Source organism: Curtobacterium sp. MMLR14_002 (genome assembly GCF_001864975.1).
In the GTDB taxonomy this organism is placed as follows: domain Bacteria; phylum Actinomycetota; class Actinomycetes; order Actinomycetales; family Microbacteriaceae; genus Curtobacterium; species Curtobacterium flaccumfaciens.
The window spans coordinates 1-18,579 of record NZ_MJGT01000060.1 but is presented as its reverse complement, the minus strand read 5'-3'; the positions used below and the strand labels follow the sequence as shown (position 1 = coordinate 18,579).

Annotated in this window: 18 protein-coding genes; 12 read left to right on the top strand and 6 right to left on the bottom strand. The window is 71.5% G+C overall.

The genetic code is table 11. The annotated features are described in order from the left end of the window. Positions 1 to 23 precede the first annotated feature (23 nt). On the top strand, positions 24 to 863 hold the full coding sequence (locus BIU91_RS10805) for a carbon-nitrogen hydrolase family protein (protein WP_071405452.1): 840 nt from the start codon (positions 24 to 26) through the stop codon (positions 861 to 863). Positions 864 to 895: 32 nt separating this feature from the next. Here the strand turns inward: BIU91_RS10805 and BIU91_RS10800 are convergent, their stop codons facing one another. Beyond that, positions 896 to 2,104, bottom strand: a complete 1,209-nt coding sequence (locus BIU91_RS10800; RefSeq protein WP_071405451.1) for an aminotransferase class I/II-fold pyridoxal phosphate-dependent enzyme — start codon at positions 2,102 to 2,104, stop codon at positions 896 to 898. A gap of 191 nt (positions 2,105 to 2,295) precedes the next feature. Between BIU91_RS10800 and BIU91_RS10795 the strand changes: the two genes are divergently transcribed. The 5 genes from BIU91_RS10795 to BIU91_RS10775 all read left to right on the top strand — a co-directional run bounded on the left by BIU91_RS10795 (position 2,296) and on the right by BIU91_RS10775 (position 8,507). Next, entirely contained in the window at positions 2,296 to 4,260 is a 1,965-nt protein-coding gene (locus BIU91_RS10795; protein ID WP_253183736.1) for a trypsin-like peptidase domain-containing protein, read from the top strand. Positions 4,261 to 4,442: 182 nt separating this feature from the next. After that, the gene (locus BIU91_RS10790) at positions 4,443 to 5,486 is read left to right on the top strand and encodes a glycosyltransferase family 2 protein (RefSeq protein ID WP_071405450.1); all 1,044 of its coding nucleotides are present in this window, start codon (positions 4,443 to 4,445) and stop codon (positions 5,484 to 5,486) included. Positions 5,487 to 5,490: 4 nt separating this feature from the next. Next, on the top strand, positions 5,491 to 6,312 hold the full coding sequence (locus BIU91_RS10785; protein ID WP_071405449.1) for a CDP-alcohol phosphatidyltransferase family protein: 822 nt from the start codon (positions 5,491 to 5,493) through the stop codon (positions 6,310 to 6,312). 44 nt (positions 6,313 to 6,356) lie between these two features. Then, positions 6,357 to 7,232, top strand: coding sequence for a glycosyltransferase (locus BIU91_RS10780; RefSeq protein WP_071405467.1), 876 nt, complete (start codon positions 6,357 to 6,359; stop codon positions 7,230 to 7,232). A gap of 42 nt (positions 7,233 to 7,274) precedes the next feature. Beyond that, positions 7,275 to 8,507: a CDP-glycerol glycerophosphotransferase family protein gene (locus BIU91_RS10775; protein ID WP_071405448.1), complete on the top strand. Its 1,233-nt coding sequence runs from the start codon at positions 7,275 to 7,277 to the stop codon at positions 8,505 to 8,507. 47 nt (positions 8,508 to 8,554) lie between these two features. Here BIU91_RS10775 and BIU91_RS10770 read toward each other — a convergent pair whose 3' ends face one another. The 4 genes from BIU91_RS10770 to BIU91_RS10755 form a co-directional block, all read right to left on the bottom strand. Continuing rightward, positions 8,555 to 8,857, bottom strand: a complete 303-nt coding sequence (locus BIU91_RS10770) for a hypothetical protein (RefSeq protein ID WP_071405447.1) — start codon at positions 8,855 to 8,857, stop codon at positions 8,555 to 8,557. 116 nt (positions 8,858 to 8,973) lie between these two features. Beyond that, a complete protein-coding gene (locus BIU91_RS10765; protein ID WP_071405446.1) occupies positions 8,974 to 9,744 on the bottom strand; it encodes an ABC transporter ATP-binding protein in 771 nt (256 codons plus the stop codon). Next, positions 9,744 to 10,568 carry an ABC transporter permease gene (locus BIU91_RS10760; RefSeq protein WP_084741093.1) on the bottom strand — a complete coding sequence of 275 codons (825 nt, stop codon included), beginning with the start codon at positions 10,566 to 10,568 and terminating at the stop codon, positions 9,744 to 9,746. The genes BIU91_RS10765 and BIU91_RS10760 overlap by 1 nt, the downstream gene beginning before the upstream one ends. 44 nt (positions 10,569 to 10,612) lie before the next feature. After that, positions 10,613 to 11,308 carry a phosphocholine cytidylyltransferase family protein gene (locus BIU91_RS10755; RefSeq protein WP_071405444.1) on the bottom strand — a complete coding sequence of 232 codons (696 nt, stop codon included), beginning with the start codon at positions 11,306 to 11,308 and terminating at the stop codon, positions 10,613 to 10,615. 297 nt (positions 11,309 to 11,605) lie between these two features. On the opposite strand from BIU91_RS10755, the gene BIU91_RS10750 reads away from it, so the two are divergent. The 3 genes from BIU91_RS10750 (at position 11,606) to BIU91_RS10740 (ending at position 14,787) form a co-directional block, all read left to right on the top strand. Continuing rightward, entirely contained in the window at positions 11,606 to 12,850 is a 1,245-nt protein-coding gene (locus BIU91_RS10750) for an ABC transporter ATP-binding protein (RefSeq protein ID WP_253183735.1), read from the top strand. Beyond that, a complete protein-coding gene (locus tag BIU91_RS10745) occupies positions 12,826 to 14,397 on the top strand; it encodes a hypothetical protein (RefSeq protein ID WP_071405443.1) in 1,572 nt (523 codons plus the stop codon). Before BIU91_RS10750 ends, BIU91_RS10745 begins: the two co-directional genes overlap by 25 nt. A 129-nt stretch (positions 14,398 to 14,526) precedes the next feature. Further along, positions 14,527 to 14,787 (top strand): DUF3039 domain-containing protein, encoded by a 261-nt coding sequence (locus BIU91_RS10740; protein WP_099051947.1) that lies wholly within the window; start codon positions 14,527 to 14,529, stop codon positions 14,785 to 14,787. Between the two features lie 172 nt (positions 14,788 to 14,959). On the opposite strand, the gene BIU91_RS10735 is transcribed toward BIU91_RS10740, so the two are convergent. Next, positions 14,960 to 16,249, bottom strand: a complete 1,290-nt coding sequence (locus BIU91_RS10735) for a nicotinate phosphoribosyltransferase (RefSeq protein ID WP_084741090.1) — start codon at positions 16,247 to 16,249, stop codon at positions 14,960 to 14,962. Positions 16,250 to 16,364: 115 nt separating this feature from the next. On the opposite strand from BIU91_RS10735, the gene murI reads away from it, so the two are divergent. The 3 genes from murI to rdgB are packed head-to-tail and all read left to right on the top strand — an operon-like array spanning position 16,365 to position 18,534. Continuing rightward, positions 16,365 to 17,210, top strand: coding sequence for a glutamate racemase (gene murI, locus BIU91_RS10730; RefSeq protein ID WP_027464600.1), 846 nt, complete (start codon positions 16,365 to 16,367; stop codon positions 17,208 to 17,210). Next, positions 17,207 to 17,944 carry a ribonuclease PH gene (gene rph / locus BIU91_RS10725; protein WP_071405442.1) on the top strand — a complete coding sequence of 246 codons (738 nt, stop codon included), beginning with the start codon at positions 17,207 to 17,209 and terminating at the stop codon, positions 17,942 to 17,944. Before murI ends, rph begins: the two co-directional genes overlap by 4 nt. Further along, entirely contained in the window at positions 17,941 to 18,534 is a 594-nt protein-coding gene (gene rdgB / locus BIU91_RS10720; protein ID WP_071405441.1) for an RdgB/HAM1 family non-canonical purine NTP pyrophosphatase, read from the top strand. The genes rph and rdgB overlap by 4 nt, the downstream gene beginning before the upstream one ends. Positions 18,535 to 18,579 lie beyond the last annotated feature (45 nt).

The window sequence follows — 18,579 nt, the reverse complement described above, 5'->3', positions numbered from 1 at the left end:
AGACCCCCGGGTACGCTCGCCCCATGGCCACCCTCACGATCGCGGCGGCGCAGTTCGCCCCCGTGGACGACCCCGTCGCCAACCTCGACACCGTGCGCACCGCCGCCGTCGACGCGGCGGCCCGTGGCGCCGAGCTCCTGATCACGCCGGAGTACACCTCGTACTTCACCGCCGACATCGACGATCGGTTCGTGGCGGCCGCGCAGCCCCTGGACGGTCCGTTCGTCTCCGGCCTCCGTGACATCGCCCGCGAAACGGGCATCGCCCTGATCGTCGGGGTCGCCGAGTCGGCAGACACGCCGGAGCGCTTCCGGAACACCCTGGTCGCGGTGCTCCCGTCGGGCGACCTGGCGGCGACGTACCGGAAGGTCCACCTCTACGACGCCTTCGGCTCGCGGGAGTCGGACCGCATCGAGTCCGGCGACCCGGAGCAGCTGCCGGTCTTCGACCTCGGCGGAGTCCGTGTCGGGCTCGAGACCTGTTACGACCTGCGATTCCCCGAGGTCACGCGACGACTCGCCGCTCCCGAGGCCGGAGCGGCCGACGTCGTCGTCCTCCCCGCCGAGTGGGTGCGCGGCCCCGGCAAGGAGCACCACTGGCGCACGCTCCTCACCGCCCGCGCGATCGAGAACACCGTCTGGGTCGTCGGGGTCGGGCAGACGCCGCCGATCGGGATCGGCGGCTCGGTCGTCCTCGACCCGTCGGGCGTGGCGGTCGCCTCGGCCGGCGCTTCGCCGACCACGCTCACCGCCACGATCGACACCACCGTCACCGACGCCGTCCGACGGGTGAACCCGTCGCTGTCGCTGCGGCGCTACGACGTCGCACTGCGCACCCTGCCTGGAGGCCCGGGGCAGCCCTGACGCGTCGGTCGCGTCCCCGACGCGGTCGCGTCTCAGGCGCCGGGGCGCGCTCCGAGGGTCGCCAGGCGTGCGGCGGCGTCCTCCAGGACACTCCGGCGCTTGCAGAACGCGAAGCGCACCAGGGACCGGTAGCCGGAGACCCGGTCCGGGCGGACGAACGCCGAGACCGGCACGCCCGCGACACCGGCCAACGCGGGCAGTTCGAGGCAGAACGCACGGGCATCGTCGTACCCGAGCGGCGCGGCGTCGGCGAGCACGAAGTAGCCGCCGTCGGGTCGCATCACGTCGAAGCCCGCAGCCGTCAGTCCGTTCGCGAGCAGTTCGTGCTTCGCGCGCAGGTCGGCAGCGATGCCGGTGAACACCGCGTCGGGCAGGCGGAGTCCCACGGCGACGGCCGGTTGGAAGGGTGCGCCGTTCACGAACGTCAGGTACTGCTTCACCGTCGTGATCGCGTCGACGAGCGCCGGGGGAGCGGTGAGCCAGCCGACCTTCCACCCGGTGGTGTTGAAGGTCTTGCCGGCGCTCGACACCGACACCGTCCGTTCCGCGGCACCCGGCAGGGTCGCGATGGGCGTGTGCGGGACGGCGAACGTCAGGTGTTCGTAGACCTCGTCCGTGATGATCACCGCGTCGCGCTCGGTGGCCAGGCCGACGATCGTCTGCAGCACCTCGGTGGGCAGGACCCGGCCGGTCGGGTTGTGCGGGGTGTTCACGAGCACGGCGCGGGTGCGGTCGGTGAAGGCCGCGCGGAGCGTGCGCTCGTCGGGCAGGAAGTCGGGCGCGGTGAGCGGGACTGTGACGTGCACCCCGCCGGCCAGCCGGATGAGCGCGCCGTAGGCGTCGTAGAACGGCTCGAAGGTGATCACCTCGTCACCGGGTTCGACCAGCGCGAGGATCGTGGCGGCCAGCCCCTCGGTGGCGCCGGCGGTGACGAGGACCTCGCGGTCGGGGTCCACCTCGAGCCCGTACCACCGCTGCTGGTGCTCGGCGATCGCCGACCGCAGGTCGGGGGTGCCCCGGCCCGGCGGGTACTGGTTCACGCCGTCGCGGATCGCCTGCACCGCGGCCTCGAGCACCTCGGCCGGCCCGTCCTCGTCGGGGAAGCCCTGCCCCAGGTTGACCGCGCCGGTGCTGGCGGCGAGGGCGCTCATCTCGGCGAACACCGTCGGTGCGGGGACCCCGTCCGGTCCCAGCAGCATCGCTCCGTCGGCGGCTCGCAGCCACGGTCCTGCCTGGCGCATGTGGTTCCCTCCCGTGCGGGCGACGACGTGTCGCGCTGAACGGACCCCAACCTAGCTGTCCGTCCCGCGGCGGACCGGGCCACCGTGTACAGCGCACGCATAAGATCGCCAGGGGTGGCTCGCAGCCTCGCCAGAAGGACCGCTCAGGTGCTTGCGACAGACTGCACGAGCTTGAAAGGAGCACGTCCAGCATGACCGACACCACGCCCAGCGGGCAGGGCGACGACCGCCGTCCGGACGATGCGGCTCCGCCTGCCGCCAGTGAGGACGCCGCAGCAGCGGCCACGAGAGGGAACACGTCGATGCCGAACGACTCCGACCAGCCGGACGAGACCCCTCGCCCGAACCAGGACCAGAACCAGAACCAGAACGACGAGACGACCGCGGACCACACGGATGTGATCCCGTCGTCGACGGACCAGCCGACCGACCGCTACACCGCGCCGTACCCCGCCGTCTCCGGCGACTCCTCGGGTGCGCAGCAGGGCGGCTACGGCCAGCAGACGTCGCCGTACGGCCGGCAGTCGCCGCAGAGCCAGAACCCGTACGGCCAGCAGCCCCTGCAGAGCCAGAACCCGTACGGCCAGCAGTCGCAGTACGGCCAGCAGACGCCGCAGCCCCAGAACCCGTACGGCCAGCAGAGCCAGTACGGCCAGCAGCCCCAGAACCCCTACGGGCAGCAGAGCCAGTACGGCCAGCAGCCCCAGAACCCCTACGGCCAGCAGTCCCAGTACGGCCAGGCGGGCGGCGAACGCCCCCGCTACGGCGAGTACGCCCAGCCCACGTCCTCGACCGCTCCGAGCTCGTCCTCCGAGTACGCGAACGCGTCCGCGCAGGCTCCGCAGTCGGCCACGAGCGGCTTCGGCGACGTCGACGGCGCGAACCAGCGCAACGGTCACTACTTCAGCGACGACGCCTCGGGCGCCGCGGCGACCACGACGACCAAGGAGCGATCGGGCCGCAACCGGCTGCTCCTGCCGGTCATCGCCGCGGCCATCGCCGGTGGTCTGGTCGGCGGCGGTGCCGGTTGGGCCGTCTCCTCGGGCAACGACGGTGGCAGCGTGGTGTCCTCCGGTTCGTCGCAGGGCGGCAACCTGACCGTCAACGACTACGACTCCGCCACCGTGGTCACGGCCGTCGCGGCACAGGCGACCCCGTCCGTCGTCACGATCAACGTGTCCGCGAGCAACGAGGCCGGCACCGGTTCCGGCGTGGTGATGAGCAAGGACGGCTACATCGTCACGAACACCCACGTGGTCACCCTCGACGGCGACAGCTCGAACGGCCGGATCACCGTCACGACCTCGAACGGCAAGATCTACGCGGGCAAGCTCATCGGTACCGACCCGACGGTCGACCTCGCGGTCATCAAGATCGACGCGACCGACCTCAAGCCGATGGAGTTCGCGGACTCGTCCAAGCTCAACGTGGGCGACACCGCGGTCGCGATCGGCGCGCCCCTGGGCCTGTCGAACACCGTCACCGACGGCATCGTCTCGACGCTGAACCGCAGCATCCAAGTCACCTCGAGCGCCCCCAGCGAGGGCGGCGACTCGAACGAGGGTGGCAACGGCGGCTCGGGTCCCTTCGACTTCTGGGGCAACGGGGACAACGGCAGCAGCTCGTCCGCGAACACCACCGTCTCGCTCCCGGTCATCCAGACCGACGCATCGATCAACCCGGGCAACTCCGGCGGTGCGCTGCTCGACTCGAAGGGCCGACTGATCGGCATCAACGTGGCGATCGCCTCGGCCGGCAGCTCGTCGTCGTCGGAGTCGGCCGCCGGCAGCATCGGCGTCGGCTTCTCGATCCCGGCCAACCTGGTCAAGCGGGTCGCGAACGAGATCAAGGACAACGGCTCGGCGACCCACGGTCTCCTCGGCGCGACGGTCGGCGACGCCACCGAGGACGCCAGCGCCACCCAGGTCGGCGCCCTCATCAAGTCGGTGTCCAACGGCGGTGCCGCGGCGAAGGCCGGTCTGCAGAAGGGCGACGTCGTCACGAAGATCGGTTCGGCGTCGGTCTCCGACGCCACCGACCTGACCGCGCAGGTGCGATTCTTCGCGGGTGGCGCCTCGACGACGATCAGCTTCGTCCGCGATGGCCAGACCCGCCAGGCCGACGTGAAGCTGGGGACGTTCGACAGCAAGGGCTGACGCCACCACACGACGGACTGGAGGCCCGGGGCACGACGTGCGCCGGGCCTCCAGTCCGTCACGGGGCGCGTCCCGCGCCGGCGCAGGTGGGCGGTTCGGCCTCTTGATAGGCTCATGGTCGCTCTGCGGGGCGGCACCGCCCCGGTGCGTCCCGTGCCGCCAGCCAGCACCCCGAGGTACGCATGCAGTCAGACGGACAGCCCCTGCCGGGCGTCTCGTACGTGATGCCCGTGCTCAACGAGGTCACCGAGGTCCGGGCCGCCGTCGGCAGCCTGCTCGACCAGGACTACACGGGCCCGTTCGAGGTCATCCTCGCGCTCGGGCCGTCGATCGACGGCACGAACGAGCTCGTCGCCGAGATGAGCGCTGCCGACCCCCGGATCCGCGCGATCGACAACCCCGTCGGGTCGACGCCCGCCGGGCTGAACGTCGCGATCCGTGCGTCCGTGCACCCCGTCGTCATCCGGGTCGACGCGCACTCGGTCCTGCCGACCGACTACACGCGGATCGCGGTGCACACGCTCCTCGAGTCCGGAGCGGACAACGTCGGCGGCATCATGCGCGCAGAGGGCCGGACCCCCTTCGAGCGGGCCGTCGCCCTGGCGTACGGCAGCCGTGTCGGGCTCGGTGGCACGCCGCACCACGTCGGCGGCACCGCGGGCCCGGCCGAGACCGCCTACCTCGGTGTGTTCCGACGCGAGCGGCTGTTCGACGTCGGACTCTTCGACGAGGGCATCAAGCGCGGACAGGACTGGGAACTCAACCGGCGGCTGCGCCAGACCGGTGGGACCGTCTGGTTCACGCCGGAACTCGTCGTCACGTACCGCCCGCGGCCGAGCCTGAAGCGCCTGGTGCGCCAGTTCGTCGCCACCGGGCTCTGGCGCGGCGAGCTCGCCCGTCGGTTCCCGGCGAACAACGGCCTGCGCTACTTCGTGCCGCCGGCCATGGTGGCGGCGATGGCGCTGGGCATCGTCGCCGGGCTCGTCGGCATCGTCGGCGCCGTGCTCGGCACCCCGCTCGCCTGGGCGCTGCTCGGGTTCGTGGTGCCCGTCGTCTACCTGCTCTTCGTCGTCCTGGGGTCGATCGCCGTGGCGCGCCGCTCCGGGCTGCCGACGCTCCTCTGGCTGCTCGTCGTGCTGCCCTGCATCCACGTGGGCTGGGGGCTCGGGTTCATCATCGGGTTCCTGACCCGCACGTCCGAGCTGACCACCCACACGGGACGGTGACCGAATGACCGACCAGCCCACGACCGGCCGCGGATCCGCACGGCCGACCTCGATCGCCGAGCTCCGGGCCGTCGCCCAGCCGGACGAGGTCCGTGCCCGCGCCAACGCCGAGCACTGGACGGCCTCGCTGTACCTGCGTGACGTCTCGCCGTACCTGACCTGGGTGCTCCTGAAGACCCGTGTCAGCGCGAACCAGGTCACCGGCCTGATGATCCTGGTGGGCTGGAGCGTCGCCGCCGCCCTGCTCATCCCCGGAATCTGGGGCGCCGCGCTGGCGCTCGTGCTCGGCCAGCTGCAGATGCTCGTCGACTGCTCCGACGGCGAGGTCGCCCGGTGGCGCGGCACGAAGTCACCCGCCGGGGTGTTCCTCGACAAGGTGGGGCACTACACGACCGAGGGCCTGATCCCGGTCGCGCTCGGCGTCCGGGCAGCCACCTGGCCGATCCACGACGCCGACTGGATGTGGACCACGATCGGCTGCGCACTCGGCCTGGTCATCGTGCTGAACAAGGCCCTCAACGACATGGTGCACGTGGCCCGCGCGAACGCCGGGCTCGACAAGCTCGTCGACCGGCGGGACGCCTCCACCGCGCCGTCGGGTCGGAAGCTCGCCTCGCTCCGCCGTCTGGCGAAGTTCCTGCCGTTCCACCGCCTGTACCACTCGGTCGAGCTGAGCATGCTCGCGTTCGTCTTCGCCCTGCTCGCCCTGGTGATCGGCGACCCGCTCGCCAGCCGGATCCTGGTCGGTGCGCTGTTGCCGCTCGCGGTGCTCGCGACGGTCGGGCACTTCCTGGCGATCATCGCCTCGAAGCGGGTCAAGGCGTGACCGAGGACACGACCGTGCCCGGAACGCTGCGCCGCCACGCGGTGGTGCACCGCGGACGACCGCGCGTCGCCGTCGTGAGCCTGTCGCAGGGCACCCGGCCGGACGACCTGCGCCGCGGGCTGGACAGCGTGCTCGCGCAGCAGGACGTCGAGCTCGACGTCGTCTGCGTCGGCAACGGCTGGGCGCCGATCGGGCTGCCGGACGGCGTTCGGGCGCTGGCCCTGCCCGAGAACGTCGGGATCCCGGCCGGGCGCAACGCCGGGGCCGAGGTCGTCGACGGCGACTACGTGTTCTTCCTCGACGACGATGCCTCGGTGCCGTCGCCGACGTTCCTGCGCGACGCGATCGCGGTGTTCGAGCACGATCCGTCGCTCGGCCTCGTACAGCCGCGGGTCGTCGACCCCACCGGCGCCGCGAACCCCCGCCGGTGGGTGCCGCGGATCCGGAAGGGCGAGCCGGACCACTCGTCGCCGGTCTTCTCGGTCTGGGAAGGCGCCGTCGTGCTGCCGATGGACGTGTACCGGGCCGTCGGCGGCTGGGGTGCCGAGTACTTCTACGCCCACGAGGGCATCGAGCTCGCCTGGCGCGTCTGGGACGCCGGCCGTCGGACCTGGTACGCCGGGGACCTCGTCGCGCACCACCCCGCGATCGACCCGGCGCGGCACACCGAGTACTACCGGTTGAACGCCCGGAACCGGGTGTGGCTCGCTCGACGCAACCTGCCGGCGGTGCTGCGACCGCTGTACGTGGGGTCGTGGGCCGCGATCCAGATCGCGCGCTGGTGGCGTCACCCCCGCCGACTTGCCACCTGGTTCGGTGGGATCCGTGAAGGATGGACGACCGACTGCGGTCCGGTCCGCCCGATGGGCTGGCTCACAGTCGCACGGATGACCATCGCAGGGCGGCCGCCGGTCGTCTGACCCGCCCGCCCCGTACCGCCCGAGCAGACCCGGAGAAGGACCATGTCGATCATCAGCGACCTGCGGACCGCACTGCGGCTCGTCGAGCGACTCCTGACGTCGCGCCGGAGCCGGCGGCAGCTCGCACAGCGACTGCCGTCCGCGCCGAAGCCGACGCCCGGTTCGGTCGAGATCGCCGTGTACTTCGCCGACGGTCCGGTCAACATGTACCAGGTGCGCCAGTGGTACGCGCCGCTGGCCGAACTCGCGAAGACGCACCCGGTGGCGATCGTCTCGCGGAGCCCGGGCACCATGCTGACCCTGCTCGACGAGTCGCCCGTGCCCGCGGTCTACGCCCGGCAGGTGGTCGACCTCGAGCACTTCGTCGACACCCAGGCGCCGAAGGTGGTGCTGTACGTCAACCAGAACGCCCGCAACTTCCAGATGATGCGGTACGGGCGGATGTGGCACGTCTTCGTCAACCACGGCGAGAGCGACAAGATGTACATGACCACGAACCAGTTCAAGGCGTACGACTACGCCCTGATCGCGGGGGACGCAGCGCGCGATCGTCTGGCCGAGGCGCTGTGGGACTACGACCTGGACGCCCGGACCATCGCGATCGGACGCCCGCAGGCCGACCACTTCGCCGGAGCGGCCCCGTACCCGGACGACGACCGGACCGTCGTGCTCTACGCCCCGACGTGGGAGGGCGACCGCGGTGCCGCAGCGTACGGGTCGATCGCGTCGCACGGCACGGTCATCGCCGAGCAGGTGCTGGCGTCGCCCCGCCACCGTCTGGTCTACCGCCCGCACCCGCGCAGTGGTGTGCTCGAACCGGCGTACCGCGCGGCGCACGAGCGGATCGTGGCGGCGATCAGTGCGGCCAACGCCGCCGACCCCGCCGCGCACCACCTGTACGACGACGGCGGTGACCTCGGCTGGCAGCTGGCGGACGCCGACGTGGCGATCACGGACATCAGCGCGATGATCTACGACCGGCTGGCGGTCGGCAAGCCGCTCATCGTCACGCGACCGGTCTCGCCCGAGGCCGACGTCGACGAGCGGGGCTACCTGAGCGACGCGAACTGGCTGACCGCGGCCGACGCCCCGTCGGTGCTCGCCCGTGTCGACGCGGCCGCGAGCGACGCCGAGGAGCTCGCGCGCCTGCAGCACTGGGTCGCGCGGTACTTCGGCGACACGACCCCGGGTGCCGCCACGGAGCGGTTCCACGAGGCCGTGGAGTGGCTGCTCGAGCGGTGGCGGACCGTCGCGGCCGAACGCGACGGGCGCTGACGGCCGGTCGTCACCCCGGGTGTTCCGTGGCGCAGGTCGGCGCAGGGTCACGGCTGGAGCCCCGGCCCGACGAGTGACATCCGCCAGAGGTACTCGGACCGGTCGGGCCGACGCCACCGCACGATGACGACCCCCGTGTCCTCGGGGTCGGCGCCGAACACCGCCAGCGACAACGACCTGCCCGGGTCGAGGCGGCGCACCGCGAGCGGCGGGCAGTAGCCGTTGCCCAGATGGGTGAGGGAGAGCCCGTCGACCGGCTCGGGGCCGGTGTTGACGAGGTCGTACCGACGCGGTGCGTGCGATCGGTCGACGGCGAACGGGACGGCGTACGCGGTTGGTGGGTGGTGCATGGGTGGAACGTTAGGGGGAGGGTCCGACGGCGGGACCCCGGGGGCGCGCACGAGGGCCGGGGCTGTGGAGGGAGCCAGCGATACCCGTGTTGGTGCAGGGGGAGTACCCCGGCCGGTCAGGAGCCGTAGTCGGCTGCGTACCGGGCCAGCGCGGCCTCGATGGTGCCGTCGAGCTGCAGACGACCCTTGTCGAGGTAGAGCCCCCGGTCGCAGAAGCGACGGAGGTCCTTGTCGCTGTGGGAGACGAAGAACAGCGTCCGGCCGCCGGCCAGGAGCTGCTCGATCCGCTTGTAGCACTTCTCGCGGAAGGCCTTGTCGCCCACCGCCAGCACCTCGTCGACCAGGATGACCGGTTCGTCGAGCCGCGAGATCACCGCGAACGCGATGCGGACCTTCATGCCGCTCGACAGGTGCTTGTAGGGGGTGTCCACGAAGTCGGCGATCTCGGCGAAGTCGATGATCTCGTCGAAGGCGTCGCGGATCTCGGCCCGCGACATGCCGTGCAGACCCGCCGTCAGGTACACGTTGTCGCGCACCGTGAGGTCCCCGACGAAGCCACCGGTGATCTCGATGAGCGGGGCGACGCCGGCACCCACGTCGACGCGGCCCTCGTCGGGCAGCATGACCTGGGCCACGAGCTTCAGCAGGGTCGACTTGCCCTGCCCGTTCCGCCCCACGACGCCGATCGCCTCGCCCGGGCGGACGTCGAACGACACGTTGCGGAGCGCCCAGAACTCATCGGCACGCTTGCGGCGCCCGCGTCCGGCGAACAGGTCCTTGAAGTTCCGGCTCGCGCGACGGTTGCGCTTGAAGCAGATGCCGGCGTCGCGCACCGAGATGACCGGTGCGACGGTCTCGGTGCGACGGGTCTGGTCGGTCGCGGTCATCACAGCTCCTTCAGCACGCGGTGCTCGCTGCGGCGGAACACCGCGAAGCCGATCACCAGGACGATGCCGGTCACGACCACCGAGGCGCCGACCTCGAGCCAGTCGAGCTGGCCGGGGAAGAACGCCGCGCGGTACATGCCGAAGATGCCGGTGAGCGGGTTGATCGCGGCGATGTCACGCAGGGCGGAGGGCAGCGCGTGCGTGCCGTAGATGATCGGGGACGCGTAGAACAGGAACCGCAGCACGAGCTTGGTCGCGCGCTCGAGGTCACGGAAGAAGACCACCAGCGGGGCGACGATGAGGCCCAGGCCGTAGACCAGCGCGCACTGCAGCACGATCGCCAGCGGGAAGAACACGACCTGCCAGTGCAGGTGGGCACCCGTCGCGATCGCGAAGGCCGCCAGGACCGGCAGGCTCAGCAGGAACTCGATGCCCTTCGACGCGATGATCCGTGCCACCCAGATGGTGCGGGGGATGGTGGTCGAGCGGATGAGCTTCGATTCCTTGATGAACGCCCGGGTGGAGTCCGAGACGCCGCCGGTGAACCACATCCACGGCAGCAGCGCGGACAGCAGGAACACGATGTACGGATCTTCACCGACCGAGCCGCGGTGGAAGACCTGCGTGAAGACGAACCAGTAGATCCCCGACATCACGAGCGGGTCGAGGATCGACCACACGTAGCCGAGCGCCGACGTCGAGTAGCGGACCCGGAGGTCGCGGACGGTCAGCAACCACAGGGCCTGACGATAGCGCCGACCGGCGCTCCGGGCCTTCGCGGGTGCGGGAGCCACGGGCGCGGTCGGCGCACTCGCTGTGGTCACGGTTTCCCTTCGGGCGGAACCGCCGAGGGGGTCCTGACGGTGGTTCAGGCGAACAGGTTGTTCGCGCGCTCGAGGTCCTCGGCGAAGTCGATCTCGACCGCGTACAGGTCGGAGATGTCGATCGGCGTCCAGCGTAGCCCGTCCTCGGCGATGGCAGCCTCGATGCCGCCCTCGAAGTACTCCTGGTCGTCCACGCGCCCGAGCTGGCGGATGAGGGCCTGCTTGTCGGCGGCGGAGACGTAGTTGATGCCGACGGCTTCGCCGAGACCCCCGACGACCTGCTTGGAGAGCTTGTGGATGAAGCCCTCGGCGTCGACGGTGTACTTGACCTCTTCGTCGGAGACCTTTTCGGTGTTGACGCTGACGAAGGAACGGCCCTCGTCGATCATGTCGGCCGCACGGACGAGCGCCATCGGGTCGAAGACCACGTCGCCGTTCATCCAGAGGACACCGCTCTTGCCGGTGGCCTTGAGGGCGCGCAGCAGGCTCTTCGAGGTGTTGGTGGAGTCGTAGGACTCGTTGTAGACGAAGTTCGCGTCGGGGAACGCCTCGACGATGTGCTCCGACTTGTAGCCGACGACGATCGTCACGCGGGCGCTCGAACCGAACGCGGCGCGGATGTTGTCGAACTGCTGCTGCATGATGGTGCGGCCGTCACTGAGCTCCGTGAGCGGCTTCGGCAGGCTGCGGCCGAGACGGCTGCCCATCCCCGCTGCGAGGATCACGATCTGCGTGGTCATGCTGGTCCCTTCTGGTGTCCGCCCGCGCACCCTGGGGTACGGGCGGGCCTCGTCGAGTCTGCGCTTCCAACGTCCGAGTTGCCCGAGAACCGGTCGCGTCGACGTGGTCGTCGCAGCGAGGAGGCTGCCGGGATCGCCTGCTGGAGCAGGTTTCCAAGTGGTGAACACTCCTTCGTGCCCTGGTGAATGATACGGAAACACCCCCTCGCGGGGTACGGGTCTGCGTGCTTCGTACTCAATTCGTGACCCTGGCCGCGACGGTTCCCGACGGTCGGAGAGCGTTGGTACGGTGGGTCGATGCCAGCGCGAGCAGAGAACGAGGACGTGTACGCCACGGCCGACGCTGCCTGGATGACCGAGGCGGGGGACGCCGACGACGCGGACACCGCCGCGGCTGCTGAGGACGACGCAGCCGACGACGACACGGGGGACACTGATGCGGACGACGCCGCCACTGATGACGCGATGACCGACGGGACGGCCGTCCGCACCGACGCGACGACGGCGACCCAGTCGGACGACGCGACGACCGGCACCGACGCGACGACGGACAACCGCACCGACGACGCGACGGCCGCAGCGCCCCGCCCCGCGAAGGCGCGCAACGGCAAGGGACGCACCAAGCGCCCGACGAAGGCCGCCCCGCGGACCGACGCCGCGCCTCCCGTCCCGACCGACGCGGACGACGCGACGGACGTCGCTGACCCGGCGAGCACCGCCGCGCCCGCGGCGAAGAAGCGTGCGCCCCGCACCGCCGCCCCGAAGCAGCCGCAGACGCTCCAGCCCGTCGTGCTCGCAGCGAGCGGCCTGGTCAAGCGGTACGGGCAGACCCTGGCCGTCGACGAGGTCGACCTCGAGATCCGGCAGGGCTCCATCTTCGGCGTGGTCGGCCCGAACGGCGCCGGCAAGACGACGACCCTCTCCATGATCACCGGGCTGCTGCGCCCCGACGCCGGCTCGGTGACGGTGCTCGACCACGACGTCTGGGCCGACCCGACGGCGGCGAAGCGCAGTCTCGGTGTGCTGCCGGACCGGCTCCGCCTGTTCGACCGGCTGACCGGCGCGCAGCTCCTCTACTACTCGGCCACGCTCCGCGGGCTCGACGGGGCCACCGCCCGGAAGCGCAGTGCCGACCTCGCGGAGGCCTTCGGGCTGGGCGAGGCGCTGGGCCGCCAGGTCGCCGACTACTCCGTCGGCATGGCGAAGAAGATCGCCCTGGCCGCGACCCTGATCCACTCGCCGCGGGTGCTCGTGCTCGACGAGCCGTTCGAGTCGGTCGACCCGGTGAGCGCGGCGACGATCACGGACATCCTGCGCCGGTACACCCGGGGTGGCGGCACGGTCGTGCTGTCCAGCCACTCGATGGAGCTCGTGCAGCGCACCTGTGACTCGGTCGCCATCATCGTCGGCGGCAAGGTCCTGGCGTCCGGCACCATGGCCCAGGTCCGCGGGCGCAAGAGCCTCGAGGACAAGTTCGTCGAACTCGCCGGCGGTCGTGTCGTCGCGGAGAGCATGGAATGGTTGCACAGCTTCTCCGGCTGAGGGCGGACCTGCTCGCGGGCGAGGTCCGCGGCACCGCCCGCCGGTCCGTCGCCGTCGTGCTCGGGAGCCTCGTCGGACTCCTCGCCGCCGTGTTCGTCGCGTCGCAGACCATCGCCCTCGGTGACGCCGACCCGGACGTCGCGCGTGCCGTCATCGTGCCCGTCGGCACCCTGATCACTTTCGGCTTCACGGTCGTGCCGCTCGTCGTCGGCCGGAGCGACCAGCTCCACCCCCGGCGCTTCGCGGTCTTCGGTATCGAGCGCCGTCGCCTGGCGATCGGACTCGTCGTCGCCGGCCTCGTCGGCATCCCGGTGATCGGCGTGGTCGTCGTCGCGGTCGGCCAGGTCGTCGCCTGGGCCCGCGACCCCGGTCTCGGGCTGCTCGCGGTGCTCGGCGGGCTGCTCGGCGTCGCCACGTGCGCGCTCCTGATCCGGGTCTGCTGCACCGTCGGCTCCCGGTTGATCGGGCCGGACCGCTCCCGCGACGCCGGGTGGCTGGTGGCGCTCGTCATCATCGCGCTCTCGATCCCGACGGTGGCGCTGCTGCTGCGCGTCGACTGGCTCGACCCGCAGGGCGCCGAGATGCAGCGCGTCGCGGACGTCGCCGGGTGGACCCCGTGGGGTGCCGCGTGGGCCGTGCCCGCCGAGGTCGCGAGCGGCCACGTCGGTGCCGGTGTCCTGAAGCTCCTCGTCGCGGTCGTCGTCGTCGCGCTCCTCGCCTGGGCGTGGTGGGCACTCGTCGGCCGTGCGCTCGAGACCGTCGACGACCGTGCCCACACCCGCCGCTACCAGGGCCTGGGCTGGTTCGACCGGTTCGGTTCGGCTCCGGTGTCGGCCGTCGCCGCCCGGGCGCTCACCTACTGGGTCCGCGACCCGCGGTACCGCACGTCGTACCTGATCATCCTGCTCGTGCCGATCGTCGTCATCCCGCTCGGTGTCGCCGGGGTGCCGTGGCAGTGGACCGCCCTCGTGCCGCTGCCGCTGATGGCCCTGATCGCCGGGTTCCTGCCGCACAACGACGTCTCGTACGACAACACCGCCGTGTGGCTGCACGTCGCCTCGGGTGCGCCCGGGTGGAGCGACCGGCTCGGTCGTGTCGTGCCCGTGCTGGTCGTGGGGGCGCCCGCGATCGTCGCCGGGGCCGCGCTGTCCGCCCGGCTGTTCGGAGACTGGGCCGCGTTCCCGCTGCTCATCGGCGTGAGTGCGAGCGCGCTGTTGTCCGGGCTCGGGTTGTCGAGCGTCCTGTCCGTGCTCATGCCATACCCGACGGTGCGCCCGGGCGACCACCCCTTCCAGCAGCCCCAGGCCGCCGGCGTCACCGCCACGGTCGCGCAGGCGTCCATGGTGATCGGCATCGTGCTCTGCACGGTCCCCGCAGCCTGCCTCGCGGTGCTCGCCGTCGTGCAGGGTCCGGAGCCCTGGTCGGTGCTGACGCTCCTGGTGGGCATCGGGGTCGGTGCCGTCGTGCTCGTGATCGGTGTCTCCGCCGGCGGACGCCTGTTCGACCGCCGCGGCCCCGACCTGCTCGCCGCGGCACAGCGCAACTAGCGACACAGCGCAACGAGCGACACAGCGCAACGAGCGGCGCAGCGCATCGGGCACCGAGCGACTCCGCGCGACGATCGCCCAGCGCGGACGAGCGGCGCGCCCGAGGGCGGACCGTCGTACCCTGGACCCATGAGCATGACGGAACCAGGCGGCGGCCTCGACGTGATGGACCGGGAGCTCGAGAAGCTCCTCGAAGACGAAGCGATCGAACCCGGTGACCACGAGCGGTTCTCGCACTACGTGAAGAAGGACAAGATCCTGCAGTCGGCCCTGTCCGGCAAGCCGGTCAAGGCCCTGTGCGGCAAGAAGTGGATCCCGGGTCGCGACCCGGAGAAGTTCCCGGTCTGCCCGGACTGCAAGGCCATCTACGAGAAGATGAAGGCCGAGTAGACGCGACCAACAGACGGACGGGAGGCCCGTGGCGACGCCGCCACGGGCCTCCCGTCCGTCATCCGGTCGCTTCGTGAGCAGCAATGGTCGGGTCCGTCACGCAGACCCGACCATTGCTGCTCACGAAGCGGCGCCGCGCGACGCGACGTGACGCGCGACGCGCGCGCGTGCCCTAGATCACCAGGGTGGGGATGGCGGGGTCGCCGCGCCCGATGCGCGACGCATCGGCGGGCAGCTCCGCCTTCGCGCGCTTGTGGTGCGCGCGTGCGGCCTCGACGCCCTGCGTGCCGAGGAACGCCGGGTCCACCTCGCCGCCGGTGACCACGGGGACCAGCAGCGGCCGCTCGTCGGGGCCGACCTGCGCCCCGGTGAGCACGATCTCGGCAGTGGCGACGCCGTTGCGGAGTCGTCGGCCCGCCTCCTTCCGGCCGCCGATCGACGCCTTGTCGGCCGACTTCTTGGCGACGGGGACCCAGTCGCCGCCGTCCGCGTCCCGGTGCGCGACGAGCTTGAACACCATGCCGGCGGCCGGGTGCCCGGAGCCGGAGACGACCGAGGTGCCGACGCCGTACGAGTCGACCGGGGCGGCTCGGAGCGCGGCGATCGTGTACTCGTCGAGGTCGTTCGTCACCGTGATCTTCGTGCCCGTCGCGCCGAGGCGGTCGAGCTGTGCACGCACAGCGGCGACGACGGACGGCAGGTCGCCGCTGTCGATCCGGACGCCGCCGAGCTTGCCGTCGGTGAGCCGGACGGCCGTCTCGACCGCGGCCTCGATGTCGTAGGTGTCGACGAGCAGGGTCGTGCCGCTGCCGAGCGCGTCGAGCTGCGACCGGAACGCCTGCTCCTCGGAGTCGTGCAGCAGCGTGAAGGCGTGCGCGGCGGTGCCCATCGTGGGGATGCCCCAGGTGCGCCCGGCCTCGAGGTTGCTCGTCGCACCGAAGCCGGCGATGTACGCGGCACGGGCGGCGGCGACGGCGTTCCACTCGCCGGTGCGGCGGGAGCCCATCTCGGCGAGCGGGCGGCCGTCGGCGGCGGACACCATCCGAGCGGCGGCCGAGGCGATCGCGGAGTCCGCGTTGAAGATGCTCAGCGCGAGGGTCTCGAGCACGACGGCCTCGGCGAAGGTGCCCTCGATCTGCAGGATGGGGGAGTTCGGGAAGTAGACCTCGCCCTCCCGGTACGCGCGGACGTCACCGCTGAACCGGTAGTCGGCGAGCCACGCGGCGGTGCCGGCGTCGATGACGCCGCGGTCGCGCAGGAACCCGATCTCCTCGTCGCCGAAGCGGAAGTCGCCGAGGGCGGTGAGGAAGCGTCCGAGCCCGGCCGCGACGCCGTAGCGGCGGCCGTCCGGCAGCCGCCGGGCGAACACCTCGAAGACGCATCGGCGGTCGGCGGTGCCGTCCTTCAGGGCGGCGTCCACCATGGTGAGCTCGTACTGGTCGGTGAGGAGCGCGCTGGTCACGTCTCCGACACTAGTGACGTACCGGTGGGGAGGCCCGGATCACCCCGTGCGCCCGGCCTGCGTGGCGCGCGTGGTCGCGTCGGTGCTGGTCGGCGGGCGTCGGTACGCTGGTGCCGTGACGGATGCACCGATCGGAGTCTTCGACAGCGGGGTCGGCGGCCTCACCGTGGCCCGCGCCATCATCGACCAGCTCCCGCGCGAGAGCATCCGGTACGTCGGCGACACCGTGCACTCGCCCTACGGCCCGAAGCCCATCGCCGACGTCCGCCGGTACGCGCTCGAGGTCATGGACGACCTGGTCGAGCAGGGCGTCAAGGCGCTGGTGATCGCGTGCAACACCGCCTCGTCCGCCGTGCTCCGCGACGCCCGCGAACGGTACGAGCAGGCGTACGGCATCCCCGTCGTCGAGGTCATCCAGCCCGCGGCCCGCGCCGCCGTCAAGCAGACCCGAACGGGCCGCATCGGGGTCATCGGCACCGTCGGCACCATCGCGTCGCGCGCCTACGAGGACGCTTTCGCGGTCGCCGCCGATGTCACGCTGACCACCGCCGCGTGCCCCCGGTTCGTCGAGTTCGTCGAGGCCGGGGACACCTCGTCGCCGTCCCTGCGCGAGATCGCGGCCGGCTACCTCGACCCGATCCGTGCCGCCGACGTCGACACCCTCGTGCTCGGCTGCACCCACTACCCGCTCATGTCCGCCGCGATCCAGTTCGTCATGGGTCCGGAGGTCACGCTCGTCTCCAGCGCCGAGGAGACTGCGAACGACGTCTACCGCCGGCTCGTGGAGCACGGGCTCGAGCGCACCGCGACCACCGCCCCGACCTACTCGTTCGAGGCGACGGGGGACGACAAGAACGGCTTCATCCGGCTCGCCCGGCGCTTCCTCGGTCCCGAGGTCTCGAGCGTCGGCCACCTCCAGACGGGGGCCATCACGCTGCCCCGCACCGAAAGGACCCCATGACCGACAACCTCCGCGTCGACGGCCGCACCGCCTCCGACCACCGTCCCGTCACCATCGAGCGGGGGTGGAGCACGCAGGCCGAGGGCAGCGCGCTCATCTCCTTCGGCAACACGAAGGTGCTCTGCACCGCGTCGTTCACGAACGGCGTGCCCCGCTGGCTCGCCGGCAAGGGCACCGGGTGGGTCACCGCCGAGTACTCGATGCTGCCGCGGTCGACCAACGAGCGCATGCAGCGCGAGTCCATCAAGGGCAGGGTCGGCGGCCGCACCCACGAGATCTCCCGCCTGATCGGGCGTTCGCTCCGCGCGGTCGTCGACACGAAGGCCCTGGGCGAGAACACCCTCGTCATCGACTGCGACGTGCTGCAGGCCGACGGCGGCACCCGCACGGCGTCGATCACGGGCGCGTACGTGGCGATGGCCGACGCGATCGAGTGGGGCCGCGCCAAGGGCTTCATCGCGAAGAAGGCCACCCCGCTCACCGACAGCGTGCAGGCGATCTCGGTCGGCATCGTCAAGGGGGAGCCGATGCTCGACCTGGCCTACACCGAGGACTCCGCCGCCGACACCGACATGAACATCGTCACGACGGGGTCGGGAAAGTTCATCGAGGTGCAGGGCACCGCCGAGCACGCGCCGTTCGACCGTGACGAGCTGAACGTCCTGCTCGACCTCGGCCTGGCCGGCAACCAGTCGCTCGCGGCGATCCAGCGTTCGGTCCTGGGTCTGGCGTGACGTCCCGCGAGGTGGTGCTGGCCACCCACAACCAGGGCAAGGTCGTCGAGCTGCGCGAGATCCTCGGGTCGGCGCTGGGCGAGGGAGTCGAACTCGTCGGCTACGACGGCCCCGAGCCGGTCGAGGACGGCGACAGCTACGCCGCGAACGCCCTGATCAAGGCGCGTGCCGCCGTCGCGCACACCGGGTTGCCGGCGCTCGCCGACGACTCCGGGATCGCGGTCGACGCCCTCGGTGGTGCACCGGGCATCCACTCGGCCCGCTACGCCGGTACCCGCTCGGAGGCCGACAACATCGCGCTGCTGCTCACGAACCTGCAGGGTGTCGTCGAGCGGACCGCCGCGTTCGTGTGCGCAGCGGCCTTCGTGACGCCCGACGGTCAGGAGCACGTCGTCGAGGCGGTCTGGAACGGCGAGGTGCTGACCGAGCCCGTCGGTGACGGCGGCCACGGCTACGACCCGGTGTTCCGGCCGGACGACGCCGACCGCTCGTCGGCGGAGCTCACCCGCGACGAGAAGAACGCCCTGTCGCACCGCAGCAAGGCGTTCCGGGGCATCGCGCCGATCGTGCGGGAGCACTTCGGCGTCTGAGCGCCGGCGCTCGTTCCGTTCCGCACAACCGAAGTCGCCCCGGAC

Bases quoted from the DNA above. Each gene is read 5' to 3' on its own strand.
- BIU91_RS10755 (WP_071405444.1), bottom strand. From the start codon at position 11,308: ATGACCACGCAGATCGTGATCCTCGCAGCGGGGATGGGCAGCCGTCTC.
- BIU91_RS10790 (WP_071405450.1), top strand. From the start codon at position 4,443: ATGCAGTCAGACGGACAGCCCCTGCCGGGCGTCTCGTACGTGATGCCC.
- BIU91_RS10785 (WP_071405449.1), top strand. From the start codon at position 5,491: ATGACCGACCAGCCCACGACCGGCCGCGGATCCGCACGGCCGACCTCG.
- BIU91_RS10750 (WP_253183735.1), top strand. From the start codon at position 11,606: ATGCCAGCGCGAGCAGAGAACGAGGACGTGTACGCCACGGCCGACGCT.
- BIU91_RS10745 (WP_071405443.1), top strand. From the start codon at position 12,826: ATGGTTGCACAGCTTCTCCGGCTGAGGGCGGACCTGCTCGCGGGCGAG.
- BIU91_RS10775 (WP_071405448.1), top strand. From the start codon at position 7,275: ATGTCGATCATCAGCGACCTGCGGACCGCACTGCGGCTCGTCGAGCGA.
- BIU91_RS10765 (WP_071405446.1), bottom strand. From the start codon at position 9,744: ATGACCGCGACCGACCAGACCCGTCGCACCGAGACCGTCGCACCGGTC.
- BIU91_RS10800 (WP_071405451.1), bottom strand. From the start codon at position 2,104: ATGCGCCAGGCAGGACCGTGGCTGCGAGCCGCCGACGGAGCGATGCTG.
- rph (WP_071405442.1), top strand. From the start codon at position 17,207: ATGACCGACAACCTCCGCGTCGACGGCCGCACCGCCTCCGACCACCGT.
- BIU91_RS10805 (WP_071405452.1), top strand. From the start codon at position 24: ATGGCCACCCTCACGATCGCGGCGGCGCAGTTCGCCCCCGTGGACGAC.
- BIU91_RS10740 (WP_099051947.1), top strand. From the start codon at position 14,527: ATGAGCATGACGGAACCAGGCGGCGGCCTCGACGTGATGGACCGGGAG.
- BIU91_RS10795 (WP_253183736.1), top strand. From the start codon at position 2,296: ATGACCGACACCACGCCCAGCGGGCAGGGCGACGACCGCCGTCCGGAC.
- BIU91_RS10770 (WP_071405447.1), bottom strand. From the start codon at position 8,857: ATGCACCACCCACCAACCGCGTACGCCGTCCCGTTCGCCGTCGACCGA.